This is a genomic window from Lichenifustis flavocetrariae, assembly GCF_026130545.1.
Taxonomy (GTDB): Bacteria; Pseudomonadota; Alphaproteobacteria; order Rhizobiales; family Beijerinckiaceae; genus Lichenihabitans; species Lichenihabitans flavocetrariae.
The window spans coordinates 141,900-154,661 of the sequence record NZ_JAMOIM010000013.1; the positions used below are offsets into that span (position 1 = coordinate 141,900).

The window sequence follows — 12,762 nt, forward strand, 5'->3', positions numbered from 1 at the left end:
CTTTCGGACGTTGGCATGAAGGCCGGCTGAAGGGATGGCGGCGTCAATGGGCCACTGCGGCGGCGGCGGCCTCGTCGATCAGCCGGCCGGTGCGGAAGCGGTCGAGGCTGAAGGGCGCATTGATCGGGTGGGGTTCGCCTGTCGCGACCTGATGGGCGAAGACATGGCCCGAACCGGGCGTCGCCTTGAAGCCGCCCGTGCCCCAGCCGCAATTCAGGAACAGCCCCGGCACCGGCGTCTTGCCGATAATGGGCGACCGGTCGGGCGTGACATCCACGATGCCACCCCAGTTGCGCAACATGCGCAGGCGCCGGACGTTGGGGAACATCTCGCAGATCGCATCGAGCGTGTGCGTCGCGATGTGCAGCCCTCCGGTCTGGCTGTAGGAGATATAGGCATCGGTGCCGGCGCCGATGACAAGCTCGCCCTTGTCGGATTGCGACATATAGGCGTGGATCGTGTTCGACATCACGACGCATGGCATGACGGGCTTGACGGGCTCGGAGACCAGCGCCTGTAGAGGATAGCTTTCGAGAGGCAGCCGCACGCCCGCCATGCTCATCACGTGGCTGGTGTTGCCCGCCGCCACCACGCCGATGCGCTTGGTCGCGATCGTGCCGCGTGTGGTCTCGATGCCCGCCACGGCGCCGGAGGCGTCGCGGGTGATGGCCGTCACTTCGCAATTTTGCAGGATGTCGACCCCGAGCGCCGAGGCCGCGCGGGCGTAGCCCCAGGCCACCGCGTCATGCCGGGCCGTGCCGCCGCGCCGCTGCAGCGAGGCGCCGATGACCGGATAGCGGATGTCCTTGGAGATGTTGAGGATGGGACAGAAGGCTTTCGCCTGCTCGGGCGTCAGCCACTCGTTGTCGGTACCGGCGAGCCGGTTGGCATGCACGTGCCGTTTGAACACCTGTACGTCGTGAATGTTGTGGGCGAGCATCATGACGCCGCGCGGCGAATACATGACGTTGTAATTGAGAACCTGCGACAGGTCCTGCCACAAGGTCATTGCATGGCCGTAGAGGGCCTCGGACTCTTCCCACAGATAGTTCGAGCGGATGATGGTCGTGTTGCGGCCCGTGTTGCCGCCCCCGATCCAGCCCTTCTCGACCACCGCGATGTTCCGCATGCCGTGTTCGGCGGCCATGTAATAGGCCGTCGCAAGACCGTGGCCGCCGCCCCCGATGATGATGGCATCATAGCTCGGCTTCGGCTCGGGCGAGCGCCATTGTTCGGGCCAGCCCGTGTTATGCGCAAAACTCTGGCGGATCAGGCTGAGGAGAGAAAATCGCACGTCGAGACTTCACTCCGCAAGGCATGAGGGGAGACACAGCCTTGTGAGATATCGACCCCTGGGCGTCTAGCGTACAAGCGACGTGGCCATGTCGGATTTATGTCGCACCGCGAAAGCGGGGTGCGACAACTACTTCTTGGTGGCCTCGTCGATGTCCTTGTCGATCTGTGCGACCGAGAGCTCGCCCGCATATTTGCGGCCGTTGATGAAAAAGGTCGGCGTGGCGTCGATCTTGAGGTCGGTCGATGCTTTGTCGCGCGTCTGGTTCACCTGATCGTAGAGTTTCTGATCCTTGAGGCAGGATTCGAACTGCGCCTGGCTGATGCCTGCCTGTTTCACGGTCGCGGCGAGCGCGTCCACGGGCTTGTCCACGAAGGCCCAATTCTTTTGCTGGTCGAACAAAAGGTCGGTCATGGCGTTGCGCTTGTCCGGCCCGGCACAACGGGCCAGCATGAAGCCGGCTGTCGCCAGCGGGTCGAGCGGGAACTCGCGCAACACGAAGCGCACCTTGCCGGTGTCGATGTATTTGCTTTTCAGCGTCGGCCAGGTCTCGGCGTGGAAGGCGGCGCAATGCGGGCAGGTCATCGAAGCATATTCGATGATCGTGACCGGAGCGTCCTTCGACCCGATCCACATGTCGGGCAGCGGACCCTCGGCCATCAGCTTCTCGGTCGGAACGATCTGAGCGTCGTCGCTCTTCACCTGGGCGAACGCCAAGGTCGTGGTTCGCAGCACGACCGGAAGTGCAAACCCGGTCACCACAGCATCACGAAGAAGCCGGCGCCGAGTCGAAGGCCTGAACATGCTGATCCTCATCCCGCGTTGCATCTGCCGCCGGGATAGGGACCCGACACGGCTCGTTGGCGACGTTGTTTACCGGAAAGGGCGTCCCGCGACATCACTTTTTGGTTGGATGCGGTTCAAACCGCAAGGCATGCGCGCCAAGCCGCGCGAGCGCTTCACGCAAAGCCGGGTCCTCCACATCCGAGACGGCCTCACGCGCCTCGGCGATCGCCTGCGGATCGGGCACACGCGCTTTTGGCCGGCGGCGCGGCTCCATGGGCAGCGGCCCCTGCCGTAGCGCGATCTTGCCGACGCAACGCCAGCCCAGATAGGTGTTCACCTTGTCGATGATGACCGGGCCCATATGCTGCAGGACCAGGGCTGAGCCGCCCTCGACCCGGACCACAAGCGTCGCGGGCTCGACCGCGAGGTCGGCCCCACCGGCTTTGCGGGGACGCCACTGCAGGCGCAGCGGCTGGCAGCGGCCCGCCAAACTCTCGCCGACGATCTCTGGCCAGTGCATGAGGACATCGGCTTCGCCGAACCCATGCTTGCCGAGCGCCGGGCCGATGCACCCGCCGACGAGGTCGGCCAGAGGGCGATTCGATGGCGGCTTGCGTCGCGGCGGAAACGGGGTGAACGACTGCGGCATCGGGGTCGGCGCTTTCCGGCATATCTCCGTCACGGTTCACCTTATAAGGGAACCGTGACCAAAAGCGCAGCCACCACACAAACACGCAAGCCGGGAGGCGAAGCCACCCCTCCCCTGCCCGATCGAGACCTCGAAGTCGGTCCGGCCCTGCTCGACTGGTACGATCGGCATCGACGCGTTCTCCCCTGGCGGAGCGCACCGGGCGCGGCGAGCGACCCTTATGCGGTATGGTTGTCCGAGATCATGCTGCAGCAAACCACGGTCGCGGCGGTCAAACCCTATTTCGCGGCTTTTCTGGCGGCATGGCCGACCGTGCGGGATCTCGCGGCGGCGCCGCTCGATGACATCCTGAAAGCTTGGGCGGGGCTCGGCTATTATTCCCGTGCCCGGAACCTGCATGCCTGCGCCCGGGCCATCGTGGACCAGCACGGCGGGCGGTTTCCGCCCGACGAGGTCGGTTTGCGAAGTCTGCCTGGGATTGGCCCCTATACGGCAGCCGCGATCGCCGCGATCGCGTTCGGGCAGCGGGCCGTGGTGGTCGACGGCAATGTGGAGCGGGTCATGGCGCGTCTCTGCGCGGTCGAGGAACCCCTGCCCGCCGCCAGACCGCGGCTTCATGCCGCCATGAACAGGGTGACGCCGCAGTCCCGGACCGGAGATTTTGCGCAGGCCGTCATGGACCTTGGCGCAACCATCTGTACGCCTCGGAGCCCTGCCTGCGTGCTCTGCCCGCTGATCGCCCTTTGCGACGCCCGCCGGCTGGGCCTGCAGGCAGACCTTCCCAGGAAGAGCAAGAAAGCGAAGGTCCCGCAACGTGGCGGCGCGGTCTTCATTGTGCATCGGTCGGACGGGTGTGTTCTTGTGCGCCAACGCCCTCCCGAAGGTCTATTCGGCGGAATGACGGAGTTTCCCTCGACGCCTTGGACGGAGCAACACGATGCGGAACATTCCCCCACCCGGCCGGTCGGATTGGAGAAGCTGGAGGGCCCGTTCGTACCTGTCGGTACCGTCGAACATGGCCTCACCCATTTTCATCTCACGCTGCATGTTTATGCGATCCGAACGGATCGCCAATCATTCGAGGGCTGCCGCTGGATCGCCGTAGACGCGCTCGCGGGCGAGGCTCTGCCCACGCTGATGCGGAAGGTCGCCAGATTTGCCCAAGGGTTGAACAGCGAAACTTCAACACTGGCCAACACCCCCGAGCCAGAGCCTCAGATCACGCTACCTGTGCAATCAGATTGCCCGAAGATCAATCTTCCTCATCCGAAATCACAGGCACCGAACGAGTTTCGAACGCGTCACATGCCGCAACGAGGAAGAAGCCGAACAACGCCGTCAGCGTGAGGAACATGCTTTGCATCGCGCTCGCCATGGGAAAGAAGTTACCGATGCCGAGCACGGCCGAAACCGCACACAGTCCCGCCAGGATGAAAATAGACCCTAACATCGCCGCCGCCCCGCATCCGACGCCCGGTTAAGGTTAAAATGCGGTGATCGTCTCTAGGGTTCCACGATCCTGGATCAAGGTGCCGGAAATTTTTGGGTGTCGACCGGTCTAGGATCAGCTCGCGCGCGCCTGCCGTTGATCGGCGCGAAATCCAGCCCTGAGCGCGTCGATCGGCACCAGGCGGCCCTCGTGGAGGACATGCCAGAACGTCCAGCCGTTGCAGGCCGGTAGGCCTTGCGCCAAGGCTCCGATCTTGTGAATCGAACCGATGATGGCGCCGAGCGCGACGGCGCCATCCGGGCGCACCACCACGCGGGTGCGGCCGGCGGCGTCGGTCAGGATCGTTCCCGGCTCGACCAGGCCGGCTTCGATCAGCGTCGCGAAGGGCACGCGCGGTTCGCTGCGTTTGGCGGGCGCCGCCGAAAGGGCCTCATCGGCCAAGGGCTCGACCCCCTCGATACGTGCCCGTGCCGCCGTTGCGTAAGTTTCGTCGCGCTCGATCCCGACGAAGCTTCGCCCCAGACGCTTTGCGACGGCGCCCGTCGTTCCCGTACCGAAGAACGGATCGAGCACCACGTCGCCCGGATGCGACGCGCTGAGAAGGATGCGGGCCAACAGCGCCTCGGGCTTCTGGGTCGGATGCACCTTGTGCCCCTCCCCGTTCTTCAGACGCTCCCGGCCGGTGCAGATCGGAAACAGCCAGTCCGACCGCATCTGACAGTCTTCGTTCCCGGCCTTGAGCGCTTCATAGTTGAACGTGTAGCGCTTCGCGTCGGGACCTTTGGAGGCCCAGATCAGCGTCTCGTGCGCATTGGTGAAACGTCGACCCCGGAAATTGGGCATCGGGTTCGACTTCAGCCAGACGATGTCGTTGAGGATCCAAAAGCCGAGATCCTGCAGTGTGCTGCCGACCCTGAAGATGTTGTGGTAGGAGCCGATCACGAACAGCGTCGCATCGGGCTTCATGACGCGCCGCGCGGCGCTCAGCCAGTCCCAGGTAAACCGGTCATAATCCGCGAAACTTTCGAATTTGTCCCAGTCGTCGTCGACACCATCGACGGTACTCTGGTCGGGGCGCGAGAGTTGTCCTTCCAGCTGGAGGTTATAGGGCGGGTCAGCAAAAACAAGATCGACGCTTTCCGCCGGCAAGGAACGAAGAACGTCGATGCAATCGCCCAGGTAGACAGTATTCTTCCGGAGATCTGGCACATTGGCAAGAACAGCGGACGAAGCCCCAGGACGCGAGACCTTTGACTGGGGCTTCGGACCGACTGCTCTGGTGTGTGCTCTTTGTGCTGTACGCATGACTGACACACCGGATACGCGACTGACAGGTGTGACTATGCCGGCGTTAAGGTAAAGCCCGAGTTTCCAGGACCCAGAAAATGGTGTCCCTTTCGGAGACGATTTGGTTACGTAAACATGAACGCACCTAGAGCGGGACTAACCGTCGCAGGGCGGCCAGATCCTCGAGGAGGGCCTTGGCGCTGGCGCGCGGGCGTGCGCCTTTTTGAGGCCATGCTCGTTGTCGAGAGGAACAACAATCGGGAACGCGCGCTTCTGTGCCAGCCCATTGACCGCGCCGGATAGCTTCGGGCCGGCTGACACAAGAAGCGTCGGCACAGCCGGCGGCACCCTCATCTCGCAGCGCCTCTTCATACGGGAAGGGAGGACGATGGACCTCCGCCGCTGATGGGTAAACTCAACAGCCTGCTTCTAAGACGCGCTGGTCCCGGAACTGTTCCTCGAAGAGACAGTGGTCCCAAGCCGTGGAAGAGACTTCACACATCGACGGAGACGACACCCGGGCGCGAGGGCGGCGTCGGCTCAGTATTTATAGACGGGCCGTACGGGAACGGGCGGTCGGGTCACACCACCGCTGTAGACGAACAGGCCCGAGCGGCACCAACACGCCTTGCCGGGCTTGATCGGATACATGTAGTCGACCTCGCAGGCCGCCGCAGGCGCGACGCAGACGGCGGTGTAGGGCCTCGCCGGCGCGGGTTGCAGGATATCGGCCAGGAACGGGGGCGGCTGGAACCCAAGGCCACCATCGGCCATGGCGGGTCCCGCCAGGGTCAGGATGGCCAGGGCGCCCAGCACAACGATCTTCACACTACGCATACGGCTTCCTCGACCTCGGATCGGCCGAATTATGCCGGTATTGCGACCCTAACGCAAAGGAAACGCTGTAGTGGCCCGCTCAGGCTTGCGCGAAAGCGTCAAGGTGTTGCCGCGCGGCGGGACGACGCTCCCGTTCGGGCTCACCCGAAGAGCGACCGCCGGCTCGCTTTCCTGTCCTTCGGGCGCCGGAACACGCCCACGAGTTCCACATGCGGCGAATAGAGGAACTGGTCGACGGGCGTGACCCCCACGATCCGATAGCCGCCGCCGACCAGAATCGCCGCATCGCGCGCGAAGGTGACCGGGTTGCAGCTGACCGCCACGACCGTGGGCACCGTGGAGGCCGCCAAGGCTTCGGCCTGAGCCAAGGCACCGGCGCGCGGCGGGTCGAACACGACCGCGTCGAAGGCGGCCAGTTCGTCGGGCCGCAAGGGGCGGCGGAACAGATCACGTGTTTCCGTCGCCAGCGGGCGCAGCACGGGCGTCATACGGGCCGCCCGTGACAGGGCCGCCAAACTCGGGCCTTCGAGATCGTAGGCCCGCACTGTCGCGTGCTCGGCGAGGCGCAACGCAAAGGTCCCGAGACCACAGAAGAGATCCGCGACCTTCCGGCTTGTGCCAATACCCTCGCGGACAAGCCCGGCGAGCGTGTCTTCCCCCAATTCGGTCGCTTGCAGAAAGGCGCCGGGCGGCAGCGCCAGTTCGGCCTTCCCGAACCGCAAAATAGGCGACCGGCGTTCGATCACGACATCGCCATGGTTCGACAACCGGGCGAGATCGAGAGTGACGGTGAGGTCGGACAGGATCCGCGACCAATCCGCATCCAGCGGACCGAGACCGCGCATATCGATATCGAGACCGGTCGCGGTCGCGGTCGCGACCAGATCGAGCGGCTTGCCGAGGGGAAGCAGTCTATTGGCGAGGCGACGCGCCGCCAGAAGGGCCGGCGCCAGCGTCGGGTCGAGCACCGGGCAGGATGCGATGTCGATCACCTCGTGTGACCGGGCCCGCATAAAGCCCACGCGCGCATCCTTCGGGGCGCGCAGCACGTTGGGGGACGGCTCGGCGCGCCCGTGGAACGTCGCCCGCCGGCGCCCGGCCCCGTGCGCGGCGACCACGGGGGCCACCGCCACATCGAGCCCGGCCTTGCGTAAGGCATCAACGACGAGACCGTGCTTCCAGGCCCTATAGGGCTCGGCCGGCAAGGCCTGCACGGCGCAGCCGCCACAGGTCTCGAAATAAGCGCAGATCGGCGGCATACGATCAGGCCGGGAGACGACACGCTCGATCACGTGCGCGATCTCGCCATCGCTCTCCACGAGCACGGTTTCACCCGGCAACGCGAAGGGAATGTAGACGAGACCGTCAGGGCCGACCGCCACGCCCTCGCCGCGCTGGCCGAGACGCGTGATTTCGAGACGCTGGGGCCTCATGGCCGCACGGCGCCGATCAGATATTCGACATTGCCGTCGCGGCCCGTCACGGGTGACGTGATCGTGTCCCGCACCCGCCAGCCAAGATCCCCGACGAGCGCACTTATCCGGGCGCAGGCCGCCTCCCGCACCGCCGCGTCGCGCACGATCCCCTTGCGGGTGCCGCCGATCCCGGCCTCGAATTGCGGCTTGACCAAAGCGATCAGCATGGCGGCCGGGGCCGCGAGCGGCAGTACGGCCGGAAGAACCAGGGAAAGGGAGATGAAACTCGCATCGCAGACGATCATCCCGGGCGCCTCGGGGATCTCGCGCGCCGTCAGCCCCCTCGCATCGGTGCCGGAGAGATCCCGCACGCGATTGTCATCCCGTACACGCGGGTGCAATTGGTCATGGCCGACATCGACCGCATAGACCTGCCGCGCTCCGCGGGAGAGGAGCACATCCGTGAAGCCGCCCGTCGAAGCTCCCACGTCGAGGCAGATCTGATCGCGCGGGTCGAAGGCAAAGCGGTCCAGCGCGGCCACGAGCTTCAAACCGCCACGCGACACCCAGGGGTACGGCGCCTCCGCTTGCAGCTTCGCGTCGGGGGGAACGCGCTCGCCCGCCTTTGTCACAATACGGCCGTCCACGGAGACAAGCCCGGCCGCGACCGCCTCCTGGGCCTTGGTCCGGCTCTCGAACAATCCCGCCGCCACGAGGGCGAGATCGAGGCGGGCGAGTGCCGTGCCGGAGGAGGTGTCCGTCAGACGGTCTTTCCTCCCGAGCGCTTTACGGGCTTCGGAAGCGTCTCTTTCGCCTGCGCGATTCCCAGCACCTTCATCACCGCATCGACGATCCCCTTGGCGTCGAGACCGGCGGTGGCATACATGGTTTCGGGCTTGTCATGGTCGATATAGGTGTCGGGCAGCACGAGGCTACGCACCTTGAGGCCGTGGTCGAGCAGGCCGTCTTCGCTAAGGGCGTGCAGCACGTAGGAGCCGAACCCGCCGATCGAACCTTCCTCGACCGTGATCAGCACCTCATGGGTTTCGGCCAGCTTGCGCAGCAAGTCCCGATCGAGCGGCTTCGCGAACCGGGCATCGGCCACCGTCGCCGAGAGACCGTGGCTGGCGAGGGTCTCGGCAGCCTTCAGGCTCTCAGCCAGCCGCGTGCCGAGCGAGAGGATCGCCACTTGCTTGCCTTCACGCAGCACGCGACCCTTGCCGATCTCGAGCGGGACACCGACGGCAGGCATGTCCATGCCGACGCCTTCACCGCGGGGATAGCGCAGGGCCGACGGCCCTTCGTTATAGGCGACCTGCGTCGCCACCATGTGGACCAGTTCGGATTCGTCGGCCGCCGCCATGATCATCATGTTGGGCAGACACCCGAGGTAGGCGATATCGAATGAGCCGGCATGGGTCGGTCCATCGGCACCCACGAGACCGGCCCGGTCGAGCGCAAAACGCACGGGCAGGTTCTGCAGCGCCACGTCATGCACGACCTGGTCGTAGCCGCGCTGCAGGAAGGTCGAATAGATGGCGCAGAAAGGCTTATAGCCTTCCGTCGCCAAGCCGGCCGCAAAGGTCACGGCATGCTGCTCGGCGATGCCGACGTCGAAGGTCCGTTTCGGGAAGGCCTGACCGAAAAGATCGAGGCCGGTGCCCGACGGCATGGCGGCCGTGATGGCCACGATCTTGTCGTCCTTCTTGGCTTCCTTGATGAGGCTCTCGCCGAACACGCGCTGATAGGCCGGCGCATTGGCCTTGGCCTTCACCTGCGTGCCGGTGATCACGTCGAACTTGTTGACGCCATGATATTTATCGGCCGAGGCCTCGGCAGGCGCGTATCCATGACCCTTCTTGGTCACGACATGGATCAGCACCGGGCCGGCTTCGCTGTCGCGCACGTTCTTGAGGACCGGGAGCAGGTGTTCGAGGTTGTGACCGTCGATGGGCCCGACATAGTAGAAACCGAGCTCCTCGAAGAGAGTGCCGCCCGTGAAGAAGCCACGCGCATATTCCTCGGTGCGCTTGGCCTTCTCGTAGAAGAAACGTGGCAGGTGCTGGGCCAATTGCTTGCCGAAATCGCGCAGCGACCGGTAGGTGCCACCCGAGACAAGCCGTGCCAGATAGGCCGACATGCCGCCCACCGGAGGCGCGATCGACATATCATTGTCGTTCAGTATGACGATGAGACGGGAATGCAGCGCCCCGGCATTGTTCAGCGCCTCATAGGCCATGCCGGCCGACATGGAGCCGTCGCCGATGACCGCCACGACCGAATTGGTGCCGCCTGACAAGTCCCGCGCCACGGCCATGCCGAGGCCGGCCGAGATCGAGGTCGACGAATGGGCCGCGCCGAAGGGGTCGTATTCGCTTTCCGCGCGTTTGGTGAAGCCCGAAAGGCCCCCGGGCTGACGCAGGGTGCGAATACGATCGCGCCGTCCGGTCAGGATCTTGTGCGGATAGGCCTGATGGCCGACGTCCCAGATGATGCGATCGCCCGGTGTGTCGAAGACGTAATGGAGTGCCACCGTCAGCTCGACCACCCCGAGGCCTGCGCCGAGATGCCCACCCGTGACCGAAACAGCGCTGATCGTCTCGGCGCGAAGCTCGTCCGCCACCTGCCGAAGATCGGCCTCTGGCAATGCGCGCAAGTCGCGAGGGATCTTGATGCGATCGAGCAGGGGCGTGTTTGGCGTCATTCTCAACTCTTCGGAGGACATCACGTCACTTTGGCGAATTGGTCCCGGTACACTAGAAGCGTGCGTGAAGCAAAGGCCAAGGACGAACTGCCCGGGCGAAAGTGGGGCCGATGCGCTTTTCAGGCCGCACTCGCCTGGACCACACCGGCTTGCGGACCCGCATTCGACATTGCTGAAGCTGCGAAAGCAATCGAATGCTTGGCGCAAGGCCATTCAGCTGTGCAACGATCATTCCACATCTGCCATTGAAGGGGCGAAATCACTTTCCCGCCTCGAAAAAGCACTCCGAAAGGCCAGTCATGTCTTTTCCACCGATGTTTCCCGACGAGATCAACGGTTCAGGCCCGGTTCTCGACCGAAAGCGTCTTCACGATCACTGGAAGGGCTTCGTCGTGCTCGGCGCGCTCGCCACGGCGCTTGGGCTTCTTGCGCTCGCCCTGACGGAATCGGCGACGATCACCTCGGTGTTGGTGATCGGGGTGTTCATGATCGTGGCGGGTGCGGCCGAGATCACGATCGGGTTCCGAATGCGGTCGTGGCGCCGCTTCGTGGTCTGGGAAATCGCCGGGGTCCTCTATCTCGTGGCGGGGGGCTTTGCGGTCCTGGTGCCCGAGGTGGCCTCGGTGGTCATCACCCTTCTTCTGGGCGCCGGCCTCGTGGCGACCGGCCTCCTCAGGATCGTCTTCGGGATCCAGCTCGGCTCCTCGCCCAGCCGCACGATGCTGTTCGTCTCGGGGGTCGTGACGATGCTGCTCGGACTGGTGATCGTCCTCGGCTGGCCAGCCAATAGTGCGCTGATCCTCGGAACGCTGCTCGGCATCGACCTCGTGTTCAACGGGATCTCCTGGATCTTCTTCGGCCTGCGCGCCCGCACCCCCGCCTGACGGCTCGCGCCGCGAATGCACCAGGGTATCGTAATCCGGCCTTCGCGACACAGTGCTCCGCTTTGCCCACCGCCCGCGTCTTTCAGCCTTGTCACGCCGCGGCGATCTGCTAAGAGAGACACGCGCTAAAAGCGGCCGCAATAGCTCAGTTGGTAGAGCACCTCATTCGTAATGAGGGGGTCGGGGGTTCGAATCCCTCTTGCGGCACCAATAGCTTAGCAGGATTTTGCACCCCAAGATTTAGGTTAGGGGGGTGCAATGGTGGTGTACGACCTCATCGATCAACAAGCCTCGCTGCTCCCTTTGAAGCGGCGCCATATCCGTTCGAAACGTTGATCGCGCCAGCCTGAGCACGTCTTGCGTATCGCCGCCGGCCGCCCGGCCGCCGCGAGACCAACGATCCCGGTGCCGACCGCCGTCGAGGCGAGTGCCAGACTGGCGGCTCGCGCTGCCCACGTGATCCGCCGGAATGGGCCGACGATCATATAGTCGCTCCGCCGGTCAAGAGCCCCGGCACGTTCAGCGCGCCGCCACGCATCAGCGCGAAGCCAAGCGCCACCTGGCGGCCCGACGCGAGCGCGGCGCGGCCAATCGCCCCGGAAAGGTGTCACAACAAGCGCGAGGCTGGCCTTCGACGCGGCGCCCACCCGCCAGAATGCAAGTGCCAAGTCGAGCACGGCCGCCTTGCCAAAAAGCACGGCGTACCGCAGACCGATGGCGGCAACCTGAAATCCGATCACGGCCGCTGTCGAAACGACTATCGCCGAGACGAGCTTTGGATTCGCCGAAGAAAGGTCCGCAACCGATCGCACAAAAGGTTGCGTCGCGGCCATGGCGCTGTTGAGCGCCGGCAACAGCGAGTCGCCGATCGCCTTGCCGAGAGCGGTGACGTGGTTCTTGAAGAGCTGAACGTTGTTCGCCGTGGTGGCGGCACGAGCATCATATTGAGCGTTTGCGGAGCCAGCGCAATCCGTCTCCTTTGCGACCATCCCGGGGGACTTACGCAAAAGATCGATGTTGCCAAGCCGGTTGTTCAGGCCCTTGGCCCCGTTCCCGAATAGCTCGCTCGCGGTCGCGGCCTGCTTATATTTCGGGAGCTTGGCAAGCTTCTCCATGACAGTCGGGGTCGTGCCGAACGCGTCCTTCTGCATGGCCTTGGCGATCTTGGCGGCATCGAGCCCGAGTTGCTGGAATGCCTTCTTCTGCCCTTTCGTCATGGCGGTGCCCTTTGTGAGCGCAAGGTGTCAAACGGTGCCGAACATTGACCCCCGATCGGCGTCCAAAAATTGCACGGCGATTCACACCTTGGCCGAGAAATTGAGCGTCATCGGGCGCCTTACCGCCAGCCAACAGGCGCCCTTCGACATGGCGGTGCTGTTCCTTATCGGTGGCATGACCACGGCCGCGCTGGACGCTCCCTGTGTTCGATCCGCGCCTCATTCATCCGCCGGCCCGC

11 protein-coding genes and 1 tRNA gene are annotated in these 12,762 nt (G+C 64.6%); 3 read left to right on the forward strand and 9 right to left on the reverse strand.

Annotation, left to right across the window (positions count from 1 at the left end):
* Positions 1–43: 43 nt before the first annotated feature.
* From M8523_RS19265 to M8523_RS19275, 3 genes are all read right to left on the reverse strand, one after another.
* Complete coding sequence (locus tag M8523_RS19265; RefSeq protein ID WP_282586521.1) at positions 44–1,294, reverse strand: sarcosine oxidase subunit beta family protein; 1,251 nt, start codon at positions 1,292–1,294, stop codon at positions 44–46.
* Positions 1,295–1,423: 129 nt separating this feature from the next.
* Positions 1,424–2,110, reverse strand: a complete 687-nt coding sequence (locus M8523_RS19270) for a DsbA family protein (protein ID WP_428350863.1) — start codon at positions 2,108–2,110, stop codon at positions 1,424–1,426.
* A gap of 82 nt (positions 2,111–2,192) precedes the next feature.
* On the reverse strand, positions 2,193–2,729 hold the full coding sequence (locus tag M8523_RS19275) for a DUF721 domain-containing protein (RefSeq protein WP_282586523.1): 537 nt from the start codon (positions 2,727–2,729) through the stop codon (positions 2,193–2,195).
* A 114-nt stretch (positions 2,730–2,843) separates the two neighbouring features.
* On the opposite strand from M8523_RS19275, the gene mutY reads away from it, so the two are divergent.
* Positions 2,844–4,076: an A/G-specific adenine glycosylase gene (mutY, locus tag M8523_RS19280; protein ID WP_282586555.1), complete on the forward strand. Its 1,233-nt coding sequence runs from the start codon at positions 2,844–2,846 to the stop codon at positions 4,074–4,076.
* 217 nt (positions 4,077–4,293) lie between these two features.
* Here the strand turns inward: mutY and M8523_RS19285 are convergent, their stop codons facing one another.
* The 5 genes from M8523_RS19285 to dxs form a co-directional block, all read right to left on the reverse strand.
* Positions 4,294–5,484, reverse strand: coding sequence for a site-specific DNA-methyltransferase (locus M8523_RS19285; RefSeq protein ID WP_282586524.1), 1,191 nt, complete (start codon positions 5,482–5,484; stop codon positions 4,294–4,296).
* Positions 5,485–6,006: 522 nt separating this feature from the next.
* Positions 6,007–6,303, reverse strand: a complete 297-nt coding sequence (locus M8523_RS19290; RefSeq protein WP_282586525.1) for a hypothetical protein — start codon at positions 6,301–6,303, stop codon at positions 6,007–6,009.
* 140 nt (positions 6,304–6,443) lie between these two features.
* Entirely contained in the window at positions 6,444–7,736 is a 1,293-nt protein-coding gene (locus tag M8523_RS19295) for a class I SAM-dependent RNA methyltransferase (protein WP_282586526.1), read from the reverse strand.
* A complete protein-coding gene (locus M8523_RS19300; protein WP_282586556.1) occupies positions 7,733–8,482 on the reverse strand; it encodes a TlyA family RNA methyltransferase in 750 nt (249 codons plus the stop codon). The genes M8523_RS19295 and M8523_RS19300 overlap by 4 nt, the downstream gene beginning before the upstream one ends.
* The gene (gene dxs, locus M8523_RS19305; protein ID WP_282586527.1) at positions 8,479–10,422 is read right to left on the reverse strand and encodes a 1-deoxy-D-xylulose-5-phosphate synthase; all 1,944 of its coding nucleotides are present in this window, start codon (positions 10,420–10,422) and stop codon (positions 8,479–8,481) included. The genes M8523_RS19300 and dxs overlap by 4 nt, the downstream gene beginning before the upstream one ends.
* A 299-nt stretch (positions 10,423–10,721) precedes the next feature.
* On the opposite strand from dxs, the gene M8523_RS19310 reads away from it, so the two are divergent.
* Positions 10,722–11,306 carry an HdeD family acid-resistance protein gene (locus tag M8523_RS19310; RefSeq protein WP_282586528.1) on the forward strand — a complete coding sequence of 195 codons (585 nt, stop codon included), beginning with the start codon at positions 10,722–10,724 and terminating at the stop codon, positions 11,304–11,306.
* Positions 11,307–11,440: 134 nt separating this feature from the next.
* Positions 11,441–11,516 (forward strand) — tRNA-Thr (locus M8523_RS19315).
* A gap of 71 nt (positions 11,517–11,587) precedes the next feature.
* On the opposite strand, the gene M8523_RS19320 is transcribed toward M8523_RS19315, so the two are convergent.
* Entirely contained in the window at positions 11,588–12,523 is a 936-nt protein-coding gene (locus M8523_RS19320; RefSeq protein ID WP_282586529.1) for a phage tail tape measure protein, read from the reverse strand.
* Positions 12,524–12,762: the final 239 nt, after the last annotated feature.

Bases quoted from the DNA above. Each gene is read 5' to 3' on its own strand.
- M8523_RS19295 (WP_282586526.1), bottom strand. From the start codon at position 7,736: ATGAGGCCCCAGCGTCTCGAAATCACGCGTCTCGGCCAGCGCGGCGAG.
- dxs (WP_282586527.1), bottom strand. From the start codon at position 10,422: ATGACGCCAAACACGCCCCTGCTCGATCGCATCAAGATCCCTCGCGAC.
- M8523_RS19290 (WP_282586525.1), bottom strand. From the start codon at position 6,303: ATGCGTAGTGTGAAGATCGTTGTGCTGGGCGCCCTGGCCATCCTGACC.
- M8523_RS19270 (WP_428350863.1), bottom strand. From the start codon at position 2,110: ATGAGGATCAGCATGTTCAGGCCTTCGACTCGGCGCCGGCTTCTTCGT.
- M8523_RS19310 (WP_282586528.1), top strand. From the start codon at position 10,722: ATGTCTTTTCCACCGATGTTTCCCGACGAGATCAACGGTTCAGGCCCG.
- M8523_RS19275 (WP_282586523.1), bottom strand. From the start codon at position 2,729: ATGCCGCAGTCGTTCACCCCGTTTCCGCCGCGACGCAAGCCGCCATCG.
- M8523_RS19320 (WP_282586529.1), bottom strand. From the start codon at position 12,523: ATGACGAAAGGGCAGAAGAAGGCATTCCAGCAACTCGGGCTCGATGCC.
- M8523_RS19285 (WP_282586524.1), bottom strand. From the start codon at position 5,484: ATGCGTACAGCACAAAGAGCACACACCAGAGCAGTCGGTCCGAAGCCC.